This window comes from Niallia sp. MER 6 (assembly GCF_023714395.1).
Taxonomy (GTDB): domain Bacteria; phylum Bacillota; class Bacilli; order Bacillales; family Cytobacillaceae; genus Niallia.
On the sequence record NZ_JAMAUK010000010.1, the window covers coordinates 125,358 to 145,670 of the forward strand.

Here is a 20,313-nt window from a genome sequence, read left to right on the forward strand (position 1 = left end):
CCCTAGTCGTGTCAGTTTATTGATTGCTTTCAATTTGCTTTAGCACCCTTCCACCTAATGTTGATGAGGCATTATATAAATATTGCAGAACAGTGCTTCTAGTTTCATCCGAAACTCCTGCAAGATCATTTGCAAGATTTTGGACTAGATGGTCTTGCTGGATAGGTGGAAGGGTATGAAAATAGTGTCCAGCCTGTGTGAAATCATCTTGCTTTTTGATATCGCTCCGTTGAAGCCTGCCGCTTACCTGTCTTCCTTTGCCGCTTGTAATAAGAGAGGAAGTATCCCATTCACTTTGTTGATTTATCGGTAAATCGCGGAATCCTGGACCGAGCCGGCGCCGCTGTGAGTCCCAGTATATATTGGAACGGCCCTGCAGCATTTTATCATCAGACAATTCGGCTCCTTCTAATAAATTCGAAGGAGAAAAAGCCACTTTCTCCACTTGTTCCATATAGTTGTCTGGATTGCGGTTTAATATCATGCGGCCGACGGGGATAAGGGGATACTGCTGTTCATCCCAAACCTTCGTATCATCAAGCGGGTCATATGGAAGACTTTGCTCATCGTTTGTATTCATCAGCTGTACATAAAGGATATATTCTACCTTCTTACCTTTTGATATAGCAGAAAACAAATCCTTACCGGCAATATCAGGATCTGCACCGTTCCAATGTGCTGCCTCTTTGTTATCGATAAACTTTATCCCGGAAGACGGAAGCCAATGATATTTCACATAGCGGCGCACACCTTGGGCATTTTTCCACACATATGTACTTACACTGTGGCCGGGAATATGGCGCAAACTTTTAACTGTCCCTGCATCTGAATATAACCTTACTACGAAATGGATGGATTCAGGGGCCCGTGCAACAAAGCTCCAAAACCGTTCCGGATCAATCAAATTATTTACAGGAGAGGGAAGAAAGGCTTTTATTGATTCAGGGAAGCGGATGGCATCTCGGACAGAGAAGACAGGAATATGGTTGCAAATTAGATCAAAAACCCCTTCATCTGTATAAAATTTGGTCGAAAATCCTCGCACATTCCGAGATGTGTCTGGTGTGCCTTTTGTGCTGACTGCAAGGGAAAACCGAACAGTAACAGGGACCTGCTGCCCCGGCTCCTGTAAAAAGCAAAGCTTTGTATATTCACTCATAGAATAGATGGTTTGAAAATAGCCGAAAGCCCCGTAACCTTTCACATGTACAGGTCTCTCCAATATTTTTTCATGGATAAAGTTTTCCAAAGTTTCGTGAAGAATATTATCCTGCTCAAGAACAGGGCCTCTGTCTCCGACTGTTTCTGAATGCAGCGCCCCAGGTAAATCGCCTTGCCAATCTGCAGGGCTGCGGCCGTTTTTGTTTGAGGTACTTCTTTTGTTCAAATGATTATTATCTTTCAATATAATCCCCCCTGTTGTTCGTGAAGATAATTACCCGTTTATCGATGATATCGATACAAGTTATTCCATTTAAAGCGTCTATATGACTGATATAAATTGTCTTCTTACCTGAAAAAACGGATATTCGTACATGTCTTGAACCAAATTAATAGGTAAGTAGCTGACTTCTTTTCCCTGATTGCTAAACGAAGAAAGCATGGTATAATAGATATATTAAATTTGTATGTACAAATTTAATATATAGCTTACAATTTAATAGGTATGCATAAAATGGAGGTCGACAATGAAGTTTCCACATGATTTTTTATTTGGTGCAGCATCTGCTTCTTACCAGGTGGAAGGAGCATGGAATGAAGATGGCAAAGGAAAGACAAACTGGGATGTATTCTCGAAGATACCAGGCAAGACTTTCGAGGGAACAAATGGAGACGTCGCTATTGACCATTATCACCGCTACAAAGAAGATATTAAATTAATGGCCGAAATGGGGCTGGAATCATACCGTTTCTCTGTATCATGGGCAAGAATATTGCCTACCGGGGACGGAGAGGTAAATCCTAAAGGCTTGGAATTCTATAATAATCTGATTGATGAATGTTTAAAACACGGAATTGTACCATTTGTGACACTGTATCATTGGGATTTGCCAATTACTTTAGAAGAGGATGGCGGCTGGACGAACAGACGCACTGCGGATGCATTCGTTAAATATGCTGAAATCTGCTTCCGTGAATTTGGTGATCGTGTAAAGCACTGGATTACCTTCAACGAAACAGTTATGTTTACCGGATTAGGCTACTTAAAAGGTGCACATCCGCCAGGCATTACAAATGATGAAAAGAAATACTTCCAAGCAACACACTATGTGTTTTATGCCCATGCAAAAGCAGTAGAAGTGTATAAAAGCTTAAAGCAATATGGCGAAATTGGTATTACTCACGTATTTTTACCTGCCTACAGTGTAGATGAAAAGCCAGAAAATATTGCAGCTGCTCAGCATGCGAATGAATATGAAACTTTTTGGTATTATGATCCGATTTTAAAAGGAGAATATCCTGCGTATGTCGTTAAGCAACTAGAGGAAAAAGGCTGGACTCCAACCTGGACAGAAGAAGAGCTGAACACATTGAAAAGTAATGCTGAAAACAATGACTTTATCGGCTTAAATTATTACCAGCCAATTCGTGTTGAAAAAATTGCCGAAGGTTCTCTAACAGTAGAACATTCACGGGAATCATCTACTCTTGCACCAGGAAATCCTTCCTTTGACGGATATTACCGCACAGTGAAAATGGACGATAAAACATATACAAAATGGGGCTGGGAAATCTCGCCGCAAGGCTTTCTTGATGGGCTGCATATGTTAAAAGGGCGTTATGGCGATATAAAAATGTATGTCACAGAAAATGGCCTTGGTGATGAGGATCCAATTATTGATGGGGAAATAGTGGATGTTCCAAGAATAAAATATATCGAAGAGCATTTAAAGGTTGTCAAACTTGCAATAAGCGAAGGCATTAACTTAAAAGGCTATTATGCATGGTCAGTCATTGATTTATTAAGCTGGCTAAACGGATTCAAGAAGCAGTATGGCTTTATTTATGTGGACCATTCTGACAATCTGAACAGAAAGAAAAAGCTCTCGTTTCATTGGTACAAGCATATTATTGAAACGAGGGGAGAAGAGCTGTAAGAAATAGGACGAACGAAACCTCCTAATTATGTTAGGAGGTTTTTTTCTACATGCTTAAACTTCAATTTATTACATTTTCATTTTAATCAAGGAGGTTATTGTTTACAATAGAACCATAACCAATTATTACATATTTTTTAAAGGAGATAATATGGCAGTCAAATATAGAGAGATAGCAGATTCTTTAGAAAAGGATATTAGAGAAGGCATATTTGATGCATCTAATAAGCTGCCGACTGAGGAAGAGTTGGCAAAACAATTTGAGGTAAGCAGAAGCACGGTCAGGAAAGCTGTTACCCAGCTAGTCAATCGGGGATATATTTATCAGGTGCAGGGGAGCGGCATGTTTTTAAGGAAAAAGTCGGAAACAGATTATATTAATCTAGGCAGTCTGCGGGGACTGACAAAGGATTTGTCAGCGAAAACAATCGAAACGAAAATACTGGAGCTTCGTGTTATAGAAGCAGAAGAAGAGGTTGCAAATAGGATGCAATGCGAACCTGGCACAAAATTGTATTATACAAAACGCATCCGAATAGTAAATGAAGAACCTTTCTCGATTGAACTCAGCTACTTTAAAAAAGACATCGTTCCTTATTTAAATAAGGATATTGCCATCCAATCTATCTATACCTATTTAATTGATGACTTAAGACTGAACATCGGGTTTGCCGACAAAGTTATCAATTGTGAATTAATGGATGAGGAAACCGCCTTTTTGCTTAACCTGAACGCGGGAGACCCTGGGTTAATTATAGAAAATACCGTATCGCTTACGAACGGCAATATATTTGAGTTGTCTAAATCTATCTTTCATTATCAAAAAGCAAAAATCCTGGATAGGGTTAGTTTTAAGTGAATACCTTTAAATAGCAAAAAAGTACATCCTGTTGTAATGGATGTACTTTTTTACGGTTAAATGTGGACTGCTTCCTTGTTAGAAGTTACAGTGAAGCTTCCTTTAGACAGCTTTACAACAACATCTGATTTTTGGGCAATATTCTGATCATGTGTGACGACAACCACACATTTTCCTTCATTATGGGCAAGATCCTTCAGGATTCCAACAATTTCTTGAGCGGTTGTTTCATCCAGATTCCCTGTAGGCTCGTCTGCCACAATAAGGTCTGCATCGCAGCAAAGCGCTCTGGCAATAGAGACACGCTGCTGCTGACCGCCGCTTAATGTTAGAACCTTTTGACCGGCTTGTTCAGCAGTAATACCCATTTTTGTAAGCATTTCTAGGGCATATTCTTTTTTGTTTTTATGACTTGATCCTGTAATTTCCATAGCTGTTGTCACATTTTGCAAGGCTGTCATATAAGGCAAAAGATTATACGATTGGAAAACAATTGAGACATACTTATTGCGAAACTTGGTGAGTCCGATTTTTTTTATGTCTTTTCCTTCATACAGAACTGCACCTTCCTTAGGCACATCAAGGGCGCTTGCAAGGGCAAGGAAAGTAGTCTTTCCTGAGCCTGAAGGGCCAATAATCGTATAGAAAATCCCTCTGTCAAATGCTACATTTATATTCTTTAAAATATCGACTTTCTTGTTTTCATGTTTATACCAGTAACTGATATTCTGTAATTCTAATAATGAACTCATTACTCCATCTCCCATCAATCAATGTTAATCCTGTTTGCTTAAGATAGTTTTAGGCTGCAGCCTCAGTACGGACAAGGATGGCAGCAAGGCTGAAATAACGGCAATTAATGCACCAATCATCGCTAATAATCCTAGGTCCTGACCTGTTGCGCTGACATCCAGCTCATCAATCGTTTCAACGCCAGCTGTTGAAGCTGCAGTCGATGTGATGACTTTGCCGAAACCGCCGCCGCCTCTGAAGGATTCTGGTGTGGTACTTGTCTCACTTGAAGCAATTTCTTGGCTCAGCAGTTGATCACTAACTTTGCCAGCAACGGCATTCCCGCTTACTGTTGCAATGCCAAGTGACAGAACGGCCACTAAAAGAATTTCGACGATAAATTGACCTGCTAGCTTCCAGCGCTGTTCACCTAGTGCAAGCAGCACACCCATTTCGTATTTTCTCTCCCTAATGGACATCATTACAATCAACCCTAAGATGATGGCGCCGGCAATGGAAACTAGATAAACAATATTTTTCGAGAAACTTGCAACATTTTCAATTGGACCTACCATTTGTTGATAAAGGTCATCGTTTGCATCCAGTTTGAATGAATCAAAATCAATGCTGCTTTCCGATTTAGCTTGAGCAACGAATGCTTCCATGTCAGCTGGATCATCAATATAATAAACAGCATTATCAATCGTACCTTCATAATCCGCGCCTTTCAGGTCAGATGCAGCTGTATATGGAACATAAATTTTGTTATAAGGAATCATGGCAGTAAAGTCCATTGCTTGGTCAGAGCCAGTGGAAGTGGTAGCGTAAATACCTTTGATTTCTAGCTCAATAGAAATGGAATCATCTTGCGGGTTTGTGACAGTTAGCGTATCACCGACCTGCAGATCATTTTCTTCCGCAAGAGTCTGCTCGATTACGGCTACATTTTTGCCGACATCTTCATCTGTAAGATGGTCTCCATCTATAATTTCAGACGTGCTGTCCATAAAATCAGTATAGGAATCAGTAAAGGTTACACCTTGCAGACTGACATCTCCCTGCATACCGCCGCCCATTCTGACCAAACCTTCTCCTGTTTCTGTTTCTTCCTCCGTTTCAGTACTTGTACTATTTTCAATCGGATCAAAGCTAGAAGCTAAACCAGTAGTTGATGAATAGAAATTATAGCCTTTAATTTGGTTATATGTTGTTAGTTCTTCTGCTGCTTTGACTTCAATTGGCGTAGACTGGAATCTAACTCGTTCACCATCCTCAGAAGATTGTGACTGCATCTGCTCACGCAATTTCTCCATGTCCACCTGTAAAGTTACATCGGCACCGAGCTGCTTTCTCGCGAGATCACTTGATTTTTTTGCCGCCGTTTGAATAGATAAACCTGCCAGTACGAGTACACAAATAACCGAAAATACAAAAATCTGCAGCAGGCTTTTCCCCTTTCTAGCTTTAACACTTAAAAATGCTCGTTTTAAAAAATTCATGTTTTCTCTCCTTTATCTGTTTTTCACAAACACCACTATATATAGAAATGGTGAAAACTTGGTGAAAAGGAAAAAGACAGGCGATAACCTGTCTTAGAAGGGAAGTTTGCTAGATTAAGATACAGAATTACTTTCCTCTAATGTAACTTCCGATTGCTTATGGAATCGAGCTTTCCATAAGATGAAGAAGGATAGCAAAACTAACAGCAGACAAACTAGATTAACAAAGCGAAACCCTATAAAAGTAGCAATAAATCCTCCACCTAAATTTCCGACTAATCTCCCAATGGTAGAGCCATTAGAATAAATAGTTGCTGATATTCCAGGAGAAGAGGGCAGCAATTCTGTGAAATAACTTAGCCCATTTCCCATAACAATTGCTACAAAAACAGCTTGGAGGAGCTGTGCGGCTATTAAAATCCACGAATGAGACGCAGTTGCTAAAATAATGTAGTAAGCACCGGCTATGAAACAGCTAATAATCATTAACGAATGATTGGATATTTTTTTTCCTAAAGCACCGAGGCCAATCATAATGGGAATTTCTAAACCTGCACAAACACTGACTACAATTCCGACAACTGCGTGACTTCCGTGCAGCTCGTTCACAATGAACAGTGGTGTGTTAATTACGTTTATAGCATTTACTGCAAAAAGAAGGATGAAGGCGATAAAGGGGTATCTTATTTGTTTGTTTTTTAGGGAAGATGCGGGAACCGGCAATTTATTATTTCTTTTCGTATGAACAGTGTTGCTTTGATTGCTCAGAAAAAAGAATACTAGAGATGCAATAATTAGAAAGATAACAGAGGTTCCAAGAAATAACCCTTCATAACCAGCCAATCCTAAAATAATCGTCCCGCCTAGGGGCCCAATAAGAAAACCTAATGAAACAAGGGAACGCAAAGTAGACAGTGCAAATGTTTTATCATCACTCTTGCTTGCATTTGCCGACTCCTGTGCGAAAGCAAAGATTTGCGGCATCGCAGCAGCACCTAATCCGTTAAATACAGTAACCACTAATAACAGCAGAAAATAGTTATGAAATAGAAGGTAAGACACATAACCTAAAGCGGATGAAAGCATAGCTATGATTATCACCAATTTTCGGTTGAGCCCGCTATCTGACCGTTTTGCAATGAAAGAGTTTATTAATACACCACTCAGCGAGCTTACAGCCATAAAGACCCCAAATGCCCCTGCGCTCATTCCTAGTTCCTCAGTAGAATACAGAGATAAGTACGGCATCGTAATGGAAATTCCTGTACCGACAAGCAGCATACAAACCATGAAAAGACAATACCCTTTGATTGTGAATAGTTTTTTTATACGTATCAGCATTTCTTTTCCCCACCTTTACATAACTACAGAAAAATTAGCAGCACTTAATCATTTAAAATATACTTTTCAAAAGCATAAGCCACCCCATTTTCATCATTTGATAGTGTGGTAATATCACTATGCTTTTTTACTTCTTCTTCGGCATTTCCCATGGCAATCGCCAGCCCAGCTGCCTGAAACATAGGTATATCATTTATTTCATCTCCGATAGCTACTGTATTTTCGATTGGAATATTAAAAAAGCGTGCCATTGCTTTTAAGCCATTTCCTTTATTTCCGTTAATATGTGTAACTTCAGGATTGAATGGCGAAGAAGAGGCTACATAAATTTCTTCAATTAACTCTAATTGGGATCTCAACCGATCTTTTTGAATCGGATCAAGTCCTAGGATAAGAAACTTTATAACCGTAGATTCATTATTTAGTATTTCTTCAGGGTTATGAAAGAATGACTGACCGTAAACATGTGGAGGTGTTGTGAACATTTTGTAATCCTTGTGATCAAGATACTCATTTGGGACAAGACCAGATGCCAAAACTTTTTCATATCGATCAAGCCAGTCTTTATGGGCAAATGTACGAATATTTGTACAGACTTTATATGGCATTGATTCTTTTTCTAGTTCTAACATAATTTTTTGACATTGAGGAAGGGGAAGAGAGGTTAGTTCTATTAATTGGCCATTAGCATATATTTCCGTGCCGTTATTTCCACCAACATGTAAATCTAAATCATATTTAGCAAGTTCAGATATAACCGGTGTAGCTGATCGGCCTGTTAAAGCCATAACGATATGGCCTTGTTCCTGTGCTTTTCTGATTGCTTGTATCGTTTCGTTACTCATTTCTTTTTTTGAATTCAACGTAGTACCGTCCAAATCAAGTGCAATAAGCTTCATATAATTCTCTCCCTGCGTTGTGAAATTGTAATAGCAATAAAGTAAGCGTTATCATTAAAATATTGATTTATATAGACCAATATGACTTGGTAATTCATTATCATTTTTTTACCGTGAATCGTCAATACGAGTTACTGAACAATTTCTGTCAAAATGTTTAATAATAAACAAATTCAGTGAAATTAACAATTGATACAATTTTACACATGTTTTATTAAGTTACATGCAGCTTCCATGTCATGCTAGTAATGCAAAAATGGGTAACCACCAGGTTACCCATTTTTGCTCTTAAAGATTTCTATCTAATAAGATCCCCACTTGCAATGCCATTTCCTCTGGTGATATTGGCATGTCATTTATAACCCACCACTCCACTAAACCCGCGTACGATGTCACAATAAATTGAAGCAGAACATCTTCATTTAATTCCTTATTTTTAGCAATAGCTGTATCAACTTCATCCTTAAATTCTTCTATAAGAAATTCATGAAATTGACTGCGAAAATAAGGAGCACCTTTGCTTTTAAGCATAGTAGAAATAAACAAATAATGGCTCTCGAGGTATTTAAACCAAGGTAGATTAGCTTCACTGTATTCCGAATCTGCCGTGGCTTCACATAATTCCCGAAGATTATTAATATGTTCTTCAATAAGCTTTTCCAGCAAATCATATTTATCTAAGTAATGAAGATAAATAGTCCCCCTGCTTACATTTGCTCTGTCAGAAATATCTTGGATGGTAACATCATCAAACTTCTTTTCAGACATTAACTCTATAAGAGCTTTTTTTATTGCTTCTTGTGATTTCAGTATTCTTCTATCTATTTTAGCCAAAATTACCTCACCACTCTAAAATATTCTCTCTATGATTATATGATAAATTAAATGGTTGGATAAGTACTATTTAGGTTTAAAAATGTCAATAACCTTAAATACACTTGTTTCAGTCTTACTTTTATGGAGCAAAGTCAGCCGCTGTTCTCAAGATGAAAATACTATAATCATTAGAACAGGAATAATGGAACAAACGGAAAAGTCATTTGTCTTTCCTGCAGTAAAATGGAATAGCTAGAAGTATAGAATTACTGCAGCGCATGTTGATTCTGTTGAAGATATAATAGGAGAAATACAAAACTTTTCTTCAGAAGAACAATTCCCAACACCTATAATTATTCCAACTATTTTAACAAAGGTATAACCTAGTGGGAAATAAAGGATATAAATACCTCTGAGGCGATTTCCATTAAATCTGGGATACGTACATAAAAGCTATACCTGAATAAATACTGAAAAAGCGAATTTGACATTCATGAGTCAAGTTCGCTTTTTCTATGAAGTCTGTGTTTTCAAATAAACACTCTACATAATAAGCGCAAATTTAGTAAAAATTACTTTATATATCACTATTTGGAGGAATATTTGGATGGCGGAAACCTTAAAGAAAATAAGTGTTAATAATATAAAGAAATCTTTAGGAGATCCAGCTGACTTAATAATACGCTCCATTACATTAAATCTAAACGATAAAAAGCTGAATTGTTCTCTTGTATTTATTGCAGGTATTGTAAATGAAAGTGATATAGAAAATTTCATTATCAGACCTTTACAGCGGGTTTCTCCAACTACACAAGTAATTAACTTAATGGCAGTTATGGAAAAAGAAATGATTCAGGTAAAGTCGGTAGCGGTTATCCAGTTATATAAAGACGCGCTAAAAGACTTACTGAATGGAAAGACTTTGATTTTATTGGAAGACATAGAGGATGTGCTTGTTGTTGACACTTCTAGCTGGAAGGAACGTTCTTTAACGGAAGCAGAGGGACAACGTGTTGCGAAAGGGCCTTTAATTGGCTTTAATGAAAACTTAGCAACAAATATAGCAATCATGAGAAAAGCTCTTAAAAACGAACAGCTGCGATTAGAAAATTATACATTTGGCAGCGAAACGAATACTGATATCTGTGTTATCTATTTAGACAATATCGTCGATAAAGAGATATTGGCCGAATTAAATAATAGATTGGCAAAAATAGAAACGAGTAAGATATTGGATGCGAATTATATAGAAGAATATATACTGGATCAGTTTCTCACGCCGTTTCCGCTAGTGTTGACAACGGACCGGCCTGATGTAGTAACAGGTGAAATTACCGATGGGAAAATTGGCATTCTGATTGAGGGGTCACCGTATGCGTTAGTAGTACCGGCATTATTTCTGCAATTTCTGCAGTCGCCTGATGATTATTATTTTGTTAATGGCGGTGTCACAAGACTGCTTCGAATACTCGCCTTGGCAATGGCTATATATCTGCCAGCATACTACTTGGCATTTGTTACATATCATCCTGGCCTGCTGCCATTTGATTTAGTATTGAGTCTAGCTTCTCAAAGGGAAGGTAAGCCATTGCCCTTAGTGGTGGAATTACTGCTGTTCATGTTTCTGTTTCAAATTATTATTGAAGGAGCATTGCGTTTACCGAAAGGCTTAGTTTCGGTTGTATCAATTGTTGGAACCATAATAATTGGTCAATCTGCTGTTGAAGCTGGCTTAGTACAGCCAGCTACATTACTGGTTGTCAGCATGTCCTATATATTTAGTTTTGTAGCTCCAATAATTACATTGGCTACTGCAGTGCGGACATTAAGGTACGGATTTATCATCATAGCTGCTTTTTTAGGTTTATATGGAATCATTCTTGCTACTTTAGCATTAACTTTTCATTTAAATCATTTGCGTTCATTTGGTGTACCTTATTTTGCTCCACTGTTTCCTTTTAACTTAAAGGATCAGAAGGATGCGATTTATCGTTTTCCATTAGATAAACTTTCTAACAAGCATCAATTTCAGCATGAGGAATTTGTTAGAAAAAAAAGAGACTAATAAAGGACAGGAAGCATGATGAAAACATTAGGTATTATTATATTCCTTTCGTTGTTTGCGGTACTTTCTCTTGGCAACATAAATCGTAATGAGTTAAATGAAATAGCGCTCGTCTATGCAGTAGGAATAGACATGGAATCAGATAATTATGCTGTTTCCTTGCAAGTAATCAATCCGCAGCCTCCTATTAGTCAAACAGATAAAATGCCGGTCATTGTATACGAGGCTAAAGCGAAAAGCATAGGAAAAGCAATTGAAATGGTTTCAAAAAAAATTTCCAGACAGTTAAGTCCTGCACAAGTCCAGTTAATTGTAATCGGGGAAGAATTAGCTGAAACGAAAGGTATAAATAATGTGCTCAATTATATATTACGTGAGCCTGGATTATCTTCCATATTAGATATTCTAATTACAAAAGACATAAGTGCCTATGATGTATTGAAAGTGGTTTCATTTATGGAAGATATCCCTGGAAATGAAATTGTAAAAGCTCTTAGAAATACGGAGGAAAACTGGGGCTCACATCAAAGAGTATATCCAACCCAAGTAAAGGCAGACATTCTTTCAAGAGGAAAGGAGGCCATTATTCCTACCATTTCTTTATATGGGAAGGAACATTTAGCCGAAGAAAAAGCCCTCTTAGAATCAACGGCACCAAAATCATATCTAGAATTTTCAGGATTAACGCTTTTAAATGAAGACAAAAAGGTTGGCTGGTTAAATGATAACCAAAGTAGAGCGTATTACTTAATAAAAGATAGGTTAAAACATAGTTATTTCAGCTCTTATTGTCCTAATGATGACAATAAGGAGGAGTTTGGGTTAACCATTATTCACTCCAAAACAGCTATCCATGGAAAGATAACGAAGGGAAAACCGAAATTTACGATTAAAGTAGAGGTAACAGGGGATTTAGACGAATTAAATTGCGATCTGGACATTTCAAAACCAGCAGGAATAAAAAAAGTGGAAGATCTGATGGAAAAACAAATAGAAGAAGGTTTAAAGGACTTACTTGTTCAATCACAAGCCATGAATGCCGACTTTATCGGTTTTGGGGATGTACTTCGTATTGACGAAAAGGATAGTTGGAAGGAAATTGAAGATAGTTGGCAAAGTGAAATATATGCCACTTCAACATTTGCTATTGAGACAAAGGTAATCGTCCGGAACTTAGGAGATCTTAATATAGCTAATTAACTAAAGGGCAAAAGAGGTGGATGATATGGAGATCAAAAGAATAGGATCATTAGAATTAGCATCCATGATTATTTTGTTTCAGTTGGGCAGTTCTATAGTATTAGGCATGGGAATGGAAGCGGGGAAAGATGCCTGGATTGCAATCGGGATAAGCACGCTGATTGGGATAGCCATCCATTTCTGTTATATAGCTTTATATAGAGCAGGCGGTGCAAGCAAAACCTTCACAAGTATTTTACAGGAAGCTTTTAGTCGTCCGTTGGGCATTTTTTTAGCTGGATTATACTATCTGTATTTTTTATATTTAGCTGCTAGGGTGACAGCTGATTTTGCTTTTTTTATTAATGAAGTGCTTTTGTGGAGTGTTAGAGCTTGGGTTATTAAATTATCCATCCTTTTGTTAGTGGCATATGTTTGCTATTTAGGAATAGAGACATTGGGGAGATCTTCGGAAGCTTTAACTTTAATGATGATTTCTTTTCTACTGTTGGTTATCGTCTCCATGTTTTTCCTTGAAGAATTCGACTTAAACAATTTAAGGCCCATCTTAGAAAATGGTTATAGCCCAATCATAAAAGCTGTATTTCCGACCTTAATCACTTTTCCATTTGGTGAAGTAATCGTTTTCCTTTGTTATTATCAGTATGTAAAGTCCTTTCCTTCCTTCCAAAAGCACGGCTGGCTGGCGGTCCTTATTTCTGGATTCATTCTTATGGTCATATCTATTTTAAATATCGGCTTCTTAACGGCAGAATTAGCTAAATTCTTTATCTTTCCTTTTATGAAAACAATAGAGCATATTAATTTTTTGAATTTTATTAGGCATTTGGAATTATTAGCTGTGTTAATTTTTACAATCGGCGGCCTTATAAAAATCAGTATTTTTTCATTTGCGGGAATACAGGGGCTTGCAGGGATATTTAAAATAAAAAAAGACCAGAAGATGATTATTCCATTCTTACTGACTGTTTATATCATTAGTGTTGTATTTATGAAAAACTTCAGTATTCATCTTTTTATTGGCTTAAAGATTGTTCCGTTATATATTCATCTTTTTTTTCAGCTGTTTATGCCAATTTTATGTTTATTCCTTTTAGTAATAAAATTACTTTGGAGAAAGAGAAAAAGACTGAGGCAGACTCACAGTTAGGATGAAGTTTTTCAAAAACATTACCGTCAGTGTGAAGGAAATATACTGGCTTTGCAGAATCTAAACAAATCAGAAACTTTAATCAGGGAGGAATACATGATGAGAATTATTGTAAATAGTATCTTTGTCCAGGATCAAGACAAGGCATTAACGTTTTATACAGAAAAGCTTGGTTTTGTAAAAAAGGAGGATGTGCCGGTCGGAGAGTTCAGGTGGATCACCCTTGTGTCACCTGAAGACCAAGATGGTACAGAGTTGTTACTCGAACCCAATAACCATCCAGCGGCAAAAGAGTATCAACAGAAAATATACGCAGAAGGCATTCCTGCCACAATGTTCGGCGTTCCGGATATACATAAAGAGTATCAGCGATTACTTGGCGGTGGCATAGAATTTACTATGGAACCAACAGTAATGGGAGAATTCACAATAGCTGTTTTTAATGATACATGCGGTAACCTTATTCAGATAATAGAGAAGTAACTGCCATTTACTTAGCCCTGTTCTAAACAGTAGTTGGTGAAATAAACAGCATCGATAAATAGAAATATTTAATCGGGAGTCTTCCTTAAATGGGAGACTCCCGATTATGTTTCAGTGACTTTGAGATTTAATTGGCAAACATTAACAGATGCAAATATCTTTCTATCTGCCTTTGTTACCATTTATAATGAGTCTAAAGTAATGTTTTTAGGACTATAGTAGGAGTGTGGTGATGGTTAATTTAATATTGTATTTAATCGTATGCTGTATTATTTGTGTTACTTTGTTGACTTTAAATATGTATGTAACAACAACAGTTACCGGGAAGAAAATGCATGAAGCAATATATACTTTGTTTTTAGCCATTTTATGCGGCTTTATTATTTCTATTATTCCATACATATGTCTGTTAAGTATAAGTGTGATTGAATTATCACCTGAAAGTTTAAAGCTAACATTGAAAAATACTTTATATACCTTTTTATTCTGTTTTGTGAGTTTTTGGCTCATGAGTTTAATCGGAAAAATTGCCATTAAACCATCTAGATTTAACACAAATAAAAAGAAAGGAGTCATTCCTTATCTAGTATTAAGTGTTGTAGTTGCTGCTTTTATCGTAATTTACATAGTTTATTTATTAGAAAGAGTTTATTCCATTCCTTTGTACTTAAATAATGTAAATGTTCTTTATACAGCTGCACTATTAACTACATCTATTTATAATATTGCGAGAATTATTGAGCATCTTCATATTGACCAATTAATGATTAACAGAAGTATAACTTATACGAAGAGTACTACCTTTTATACGGTATTTAGTATTTCCTTTGGTTCAATCATTTATATGTTTATCCAAAGTCTCTTCCAAGTTGCAGATTTTTCTATCGTTATGATTTCTATTCTCAGCGTGCTTATCTTATTTATCATCACGATTAATTATATTGAAAATCAATTGATCTACCAGAATGGAATGGTAGAGAATCAGAATATGAAACTTAAAATAAATGAACAGCAATATAGATCTTTATTTCAATATAATCCAAATGCAATTTTTATATTAGATTTAAAAGGGAATTTTAAAGAAGTTAATCCGTCCGTTTTACCATTAACGGGGTACACATTAAGTGAAATTCTTCAGTCGAAAATAACCGACCTAGTGTTGAAAGAAGAAACTGAGAGATTAAAAGCATTTTTTTATGAGGTAATTAAAGGGAACAGTATTAGCGTTGAAACCTTTATTCTTACTAAAAATAAGCAAGTAGTAAATCTGAATATAACAGCATCTCAAATCAAAATAGATAATTCTTTAACAGGTATTTATGTTATTGCCCAGGATATAACAGAGCAAAATCAAGTCCAAGAAAAGGTAAACTTCTTAGCTTATCATGATGAGCTTACTGGACTGCTAAATCGGCGCGGTATTTATAAACAAGTAGATGAGCAAATTAATCAGGGCACTAGTTTTGCGACTATTTTAATTGATGTGGATATGTTCAAGGATATTAATGATCATCTCGGTCATGCAGCTGGAGACTCATTACTTAAGCTTATTACATTGAGATTGCAGAAAACCATCAAAGGGAAAGGGGTAATTGGCAGACTTGGTGGAGATGAATTTCTTATCTGCTTAACTGAAATTAAGAACTCAGCAGAAGTTAAAAGATTAATAAAAGACATTCAAACAGAAATGAAGCAGCCTTTTCAAATAGAAGGTGGACAAAAAGACATTACGTTGAGTATCGGTATCTCCTACTATCCAAATGATGGGAATAATTGTGATGCATTAATCAAACATGCGGATATGGCAATGTATGCTGCCAAAAAAGCTGGACGTAATAATTATTCCGAATATGAAGCAAGCTTGGAAAAAGACATGCTTTCTAAAATTACGATGTATGAAGAATTAAAAAATGCTATTGAGGAACAACAATTTGAACTCTATTACCAACCTAAACATAGTATTAAAGATGAAAAAATAGTAGGTGTCGAAGCGCTTATACGCTGGCATCACCCTCAGCAAGGCTTTGTCAGCCCTGGAGACTTTATTCCGATAGCAGAGGAAACAAATTTAATTATTCCGCTAGGGAATTGGATTATTAGAAGAGCATTATCGCAATTTAGAGATTGGGGGATAAGGTTTCCGATGGACTTTCAATTATCAATAAATATTTCACCAAAGCAGTTCATTGCTGAGAATTTTATCCCAGTCTTATTGGATAGTATAGAAGAGTTTTCCGTGCCTCCAGAACAAATAGATTTAGAAATTACGGAGAGCTTAGCGATAGAAAATACAGAATTAACGAGAGAAAAAATTAATCTACTAAAAGGCATTGGCTTTAAAATTACCATGGATGATTTTGGTACTGGATATACGTCATTAACTTATCTATCTAAATTTCCTTTAGATAGAATTAAGATAGATCAATCCTTTATTAAGGATATTCCCAGCAATAAGAACCATGCTGCCATTGTTCAATCTTTAGTGTCGGTTGCTAAAAATCTTGATATCAAAGTAACAGCAGAAGGTGTAGAAACAGAGCAACAATTACAAGTCTTGCAAGATTGGGATTGTGATGAGATTCAAGGGTATTTTTACAGTAAACCATTACATTCGCGAGTATTTAGCGATTATTGGGATAAATATGAAAACAAAATAAAATAGAAGCAAATTAAACCACACCAACATTCATCATAATAATAGGGTGTGGTTTTTACATTATATTGAAATTGTTAGCTCTTTTTTAGCAAGTTTATTCTATGGTGTGAGATTTTCTAGAGGTGTTAGAAAATGTAAAGTAACAACCTCATGCTTTACTCCCTAGACAGTAGAGATTTTTTATTTTACAAAAATGCTAATAACTATTATAGTTATTAAAGAGTCTTTATGTCTTTAATTAATAATTATGAGCATAGTATATGAAAAAGGAGCGCGAAATATAATGGAATTCTGGGAATCCAGCTTTATTGAAAAACAAATGATGTGGGGATACGAACCGACAGATTCAGCGATTTTAACAAAGGATTTTTTCCTTGAAAAGAATGTAAAGGATGTACTTATACCAGGGATTGGCTATGGTAGGAATGCGAAGGTTTTCCTTGAAAATGAAATCAATGTTACAGGTATTGAGATTTCCCAAACAGCCATTGACTTGGCGAAGCAAAATGGAGTTAATTGCAAAATTTTTCATGGATCTGTTAGTGACATGCCTTATGATAATAAGCAATACGACGGTATATTTTCTCATGCTCTGCTTCACTTGTTAAATAGGGAAGAGAGAAAGAAGTTTATTAGTGATTGCTACAACCAGTTAAAACCGAATGGGTACATGGTCTTTACCACTGTTTCCAAAAAAGCCCCAATGTTTGGTAAGGGTAAACAGTTAGCGGAAGACTATTTCGAAATTATCGAAGGTGTGAAAATGTTTTTTTATGATTCTGCTTCAATAGATGAAGACTTTAAAAACTTTGGATTGGTAGAGGCGATAGAAGTGGATGAACCAAATAAACATAGTGAAAATAAATCATCTATAAATTTTCTCATGGTAAAATGTCAGAAAAAATGATGTGTTGTAGGTATTTCTTGCAGCTCGCTAGTCAAAAAAGTGAGGGAGGCACCAATTTGGTGCTTCTCTTTTTTTTCTACTTCTAACTATAACCCATTTCTATTTTAAACTATGAAGAATATCAACTAAAAATCTATATAATAGTTTATTCTCATCAAAAAAATTATAAAAAAAATGCTTGAAATTCTGAAAAAATTTTTGATATAGTTAAAAACAGACCGGTTGGTATGTGGAGGTGTGCTACGGAAATGGATACTAAATCGCTGATAATCGAGATCGCGACTAATCTTTTTCAACAGAAAGGCTATAAGGGGGTAGGAGTTAACGAAATACTGAAGGAATGCAATCTTACAAAGGGTGGTCTTTATCACCATTTCCCTGGCGGAAAGGAAGAGCTGCTTATTGCTTGTCTGCAATCGATGAACAAGGCGATAACAGAGGATATTGAAGTAATATTTAATCAATATCCAACAACAATTGAAGCAACACAAGCGATGATTAGTAAATTGATTGCTGTATTTGATCAAGAGGGCACGATTGCCGGCTATACGTTTAACAGTATTGTCAGTGAAATGGCATCATTAAGTGAGCCTGTCCGCAATGCTTGTTCTTCTTTATATACAAAGATTCAAGGCATTTACGCAGCCAAGCTGATAGATGATGGCTTTTCAGACGTAAAGGCTAAGTCGATTGCACTAATGATGACGGCATCAATTGAAGGTGGGATGATGCTTTGCCTAACAGAAAAGGCAAGCGAACCACTAAAAACAATCTCAAGTGTGTTGCCGAATATATTAAAGGAGACTTAGTAATGGATCAACAAATAAATGCAGGGCCTAATGTAGGCTCTGCAGCAGAGCAACAGATCAAAACCGGACCGATAATGGCTGCGCTTTTAGTCGCAGGCTTTGTCGGGCTTTTTAGTGAAACAGCGTTAAATATTGCTTTAGGAGAATTAAGCAGCCTTTTCCAAACAAATGCGACAACGATTCAATGGCTGGCAACAGGTTATTTTCTAACATTAGGAATATTAGTTCCTGTTACAGGGATAATGATGCAAAAGTTTACAACAAGGCAAATGTTTCTAACATCTATCTTTTTGACATTGGCTGGAACGATTTTAGCAGCCTCCGCTCCTGTATTTGGAGTCTTGCTGGCAGGGCGTGTTATTCAAGCCGCAGGGCTTGCGATTAATTTGCCTTTAACACAAAATGTCATCTTTACGATTTTTCCTCCTAATAAACGAGGTGGTGCCATGGGGATTATGGGGCTTGTGATGCTTGCAGGACCAGCGCTTGGTCCGACGATAGCTGGTCTGATTTTGGACACGTTATCATGGAATTGGATATTTTGGGTTACAATACCGTTCTTATTGTTCTCCCTGATTTTTGGATTTATTTATTTGCCTAATGTCAATGAGCTGCGTAAAGTTTCAATAGACGCACTGTCTGTCACCCTGTCGACAATTGGCTTCGGTGGGATTGTTTACGGAGTAAGTGTGGGCGGTGAGCATGATGGCTGGACGAGTCCGACTGTCATTATATCAATCATCATCGGTTTAATCGCACTTGTGCTGTTTGCAGTCCGGCAAACGAAGATGGAACATCCTATGCTGAATTTAAAAGCATTTTCGTATCCGCTGTTTGTTCTTGGCGTATTCATGAGCTTTATTACTTTCTTTAACATGCTTTCTATGCTTATCATCTTGCCGATGTATATGCAGATGGCACTTATGCTTGCTGCCTTTACATCAGGACTTATTTTGCTGCCAGGAAGCTTGCTAAACTGTGTGTTAGCACCGATTATTGGCAAGCTGTTTGATAAATATGGACCTAGAGCGGTCATAACACCAGGTACTTTACTTGTAGCTATCGGGTATATTATTTATTCACAATTTGGCACTGATACAGCACTATGGATGATTGCCTTAACGCATATTATTATGATGCTTGGAATTGGAGCGGTGCTTGCATCTGTCCAAACAAATACACTGAATTCCTTGCCAAAACAGTACTATCCAGACGGTATTGCTTTGACGCAAACGATTCAGCAAGTATCTGGCGCCATAGGAATTGCAGTGATGGTATCCTTATTATCAGCGAATCAGACAAGCTATCTTGAAGGCGTTGCTAATGCTCCTGCAGAGGCAGCAGCATCTGGTTCATCCTTTGTCTTTACGATTAGTTTAGTGTTGGCAGTCGTTAATTTTGTACTGTCACTATTTATGAAAAAGCCAAACTAACCATTTTTAAAAACCAAGTCCATTTTATAACTTCGTAAAAGTTCACTTTTGCGAAGTTTATTACATGTAATTATCACCCTTTAACGCTTCGCTATGTTATTTTCTTATTTTCTTAAAAATAGGTATGACCATTGGGGAGAAGCGGTTTCTGACAACAGCTCGCATTAATATATTATATGGTATTAAGAAATTTCTTAAGGAAGTGAGGGACAAGCATTTTTTTTGGAAGTAATATTACTTGGGAGGAAAAAGCACTATACACTAAGTATTCGGGAACATAGATGGTGGAATTAGTCTTTGGCAGAGCATTATGAATGTTCAATAGAAATAAAAATATGATGATGTAGCTAAGTAAAGAATTTTGTT

The 20,313-nt window shown here is 36.7% G+C and carries 16 protein-coding genes; 10 read left to right on the forward strand and 6 right to left on the reverse strand.

The window, feature by feature from the left end; genetic code table 11:
* Nucleotides 1-16 precede the first annotated feature (16 nt).
* The gene (locus M3600_RS14470; protein ID WP_396953813.1) at nt 17-1,405 is read right to left on the reverse strand and encodes a catalase; all 1,389 of its coding nucleotides are present in this window, start codon (nt 1,403-1,405) and stop codon (nt 17-19) included.
* Between the two features lie 283 nt (nt 1,406-1,688).
* Between M3600_RS14470 and M3600_RS14475 the strand changes: the two genes are divergently transcribed.
* Nucleotides 1,689-3,098: a GH1 family beta-glucosidase gene (locus M3600_RS14475; RefSeq protein ID WP_251646512.1), complete on the forward strand. Its 1,410-nt coding sequence runs from the start codon at nt 1,689-1,691 to the stop codon at nt 3,096-3,098.
* A 151-nt stretch (nt 3,099-3,249) separates the two neighbouring features.
* Nucleotides 3,250-3,957: a GntR family transcriptional regulator gene (locus M3600_RS14480; RefSeq protein WP_233318181.1), complete on the forward strand. Its 708-nt coding sequence runs from the start codon at nt 3,250-3,252 to the stop codon at nt 3,955-3,957.
* Nucleotides 3,958-4,013: 56 nt separating this feature from the next.
* On the opposite strand, the gene M3600_RS14485 is transcribed toward M3600_RS14480, so the two are convergent.
* The 5 genes from M3600_RS14485 to M3600_RS14505 all read right to left on the reverse strand — a co-directional run bounded on the left by M3600_RS14485 (nt 4,014) and on the right by M3600_RS14505 (nt 9,262).
* Complete coding sequence (locus M3600_RS14485) at nt 4,014-4,709, reverse strand: ABC transporter ATP-binding protein (protein WP_233318179.1); 696 nt, start codon at nt 4,707-4,709, stop codon at nt 4,014-4,016.
* Nucleotides 4,710-4,733: 24 nt separating this feature from the next.
* Nucleotides 4,734-6,188 carry an ABC transporter permease gene (locus tag M3600_RS14490; RefSeq protein WP_251646514.1) on the reverse strand — a complete coding sequence of 485 codons (1,455 nt, stop codon included), beginning with the start codon at nt 6,186-6,188 and terminating at the stop codon, nt 4,734-4,736.
* 114 nt (nt 6,189-6,302) lie between these two features.
* Nucleotides 6,303-7,529 (reverse strand): sugar efflux transporter, encoded by a 1,227-nt coding sequence (locus M3600_RS14495; protein ID WP_251646516.1) that lies wholly within the window; start codon nt 7,527-7,529, stop codon nt 6,303-6,305.
* 44 nt (nt 7,530-7,573) lie between these two features.
* Nucleotides 7,574-8,428 carry a Cof-type HAD-IIB family hydrolase gene (locus M3600_RS14500; RefSeq protein ID WP_251646518.1) on the reverse strand — a complete coding sequence of 285 codons (855 nt, stop codon included), beginning with the start codon at nt 8,426-8,428 and terminating at the stop codon, nt 7,574-7,576.
* 288 nt (nt 8,429-8,716) lie between these two features.
* Entirely contained in the window at nt 8,717-9,262 is a 546-nt protein-coding gene (locus M3600_RS14505; protein WP_233318172.1) for a TetR/AcrR family transcriptional regulator, read from the reverse strand.
* A 589-nt stretch (nt 9,263-9,851) separates the two neighbouring features.
* Here M3600_RS14505 and M3600_RS14510 point away from each other — a divergent pair.
* The 8 genes from M3600_RS14510 to M3600_RS14545 all read left to right on the forward strand — a co-directional run bounded on the left by M3600_RS14510 (nt 9,852) and on the right by M3600_RS14545 (nt 19,947).
* Nucleotides 9,852-11,309 (forward strand): spore germination protein, encoded by a 1,458-nt coding sequence (locus tag M3600_RS14510; RefSeq protein ID WP_251646520.1) that lies wholly within the window; start codon nt 9,852-9,854, stop codon nt 11,307-11,309.
* A gap of 15 nt (nt 11,310-11,324) precedes the next feature.
* Nucleotides 11,325-12,509: a Ger(x)C family spore germination protein gene (locus M3600_RS14515; RefSeq protein ID WP_251646522.1), complete on the forward strand. Its 1,185-nt coding sequence runs from the start codon at nt 11,325-11,327 to the stop codon at nt 12,507-12,509.
* A gap of 25 nt (nt 12,510-12,534) precedes the next feature.
* Complete coding sequence (locus M3600_RS14520; protein WP_233318166.1) at nt 12,535-13,659, forward strand: GerAB/ArcD/ProY family transporter; 1,125 nt, start codon at nt 12,535-12,537, stop codon at nt 13,657-13,659.
* A 99-nt stretch (nt 13,660-13,758) separates the two neighbouring features.
* Entirely contained in the window at nt 13,759-14,142 is a 384-nt protein-coding gene (locus M3600_RS14525) for a VOC family protein (RefSeq protein ID WP_251646541.1), read from the forward strand.
* A 232-nt stretch (nt 14,143-14,374) separates the two neighbouring features.
* The gene (locus M3600_RS14530) at nt 14,375-16,804 is read left to right on the forward strand and encodes an EAL domain-containing protein (RefSeq protein WP_251646524.1); all 2,430 of its coding nucleotides are present in this window, start codon (nt 14,375-14,377) and stop codon (nt 16,802-16,804) included.
* Nucleotides 16,805-17,081: 277 nt separating this feature from the next.
* A complete protein-coding gene (locus M3600_RS14535) occupies nt 17,082-17,705 on the forward strand; it encodes a class I SAM-dependent methyltransferase (protein WP_251646525.1) in 624 nt (207 codons plus the stop codon).
* A 248-nt stretch (nt 17,706-17,953) separates the two neighbouring features.
* Nucleotides 17,954-18,514: a TetR/AcrR family transcriptional regulator gene (locus M3600_RS14540; RefSeq protein ID WP_233318161.1), complete on the forward strand. Its 561-nt coding sequence runs from the start codon at nt 17,954-17,956 to the stop codon at nt 18,512-18,514.
* Between the two features lie 2 nt (nt 18,515-18,516).
* Nucleotides 18,517-19,947: a DHA2 family efflux MFS transporter permease subunit gene (locus M3600_RS14545; RefSeq protein WP_233318158.1), complete on the forward strand. Its 1,431-nt coding sequence runs from the start codon at nt 18,517-18,519 to the stop codon at nt 19,945-19,947.
* The last annotated feature ends 366 nt before the right edge of the window (nt 19,948-20,313 follow it).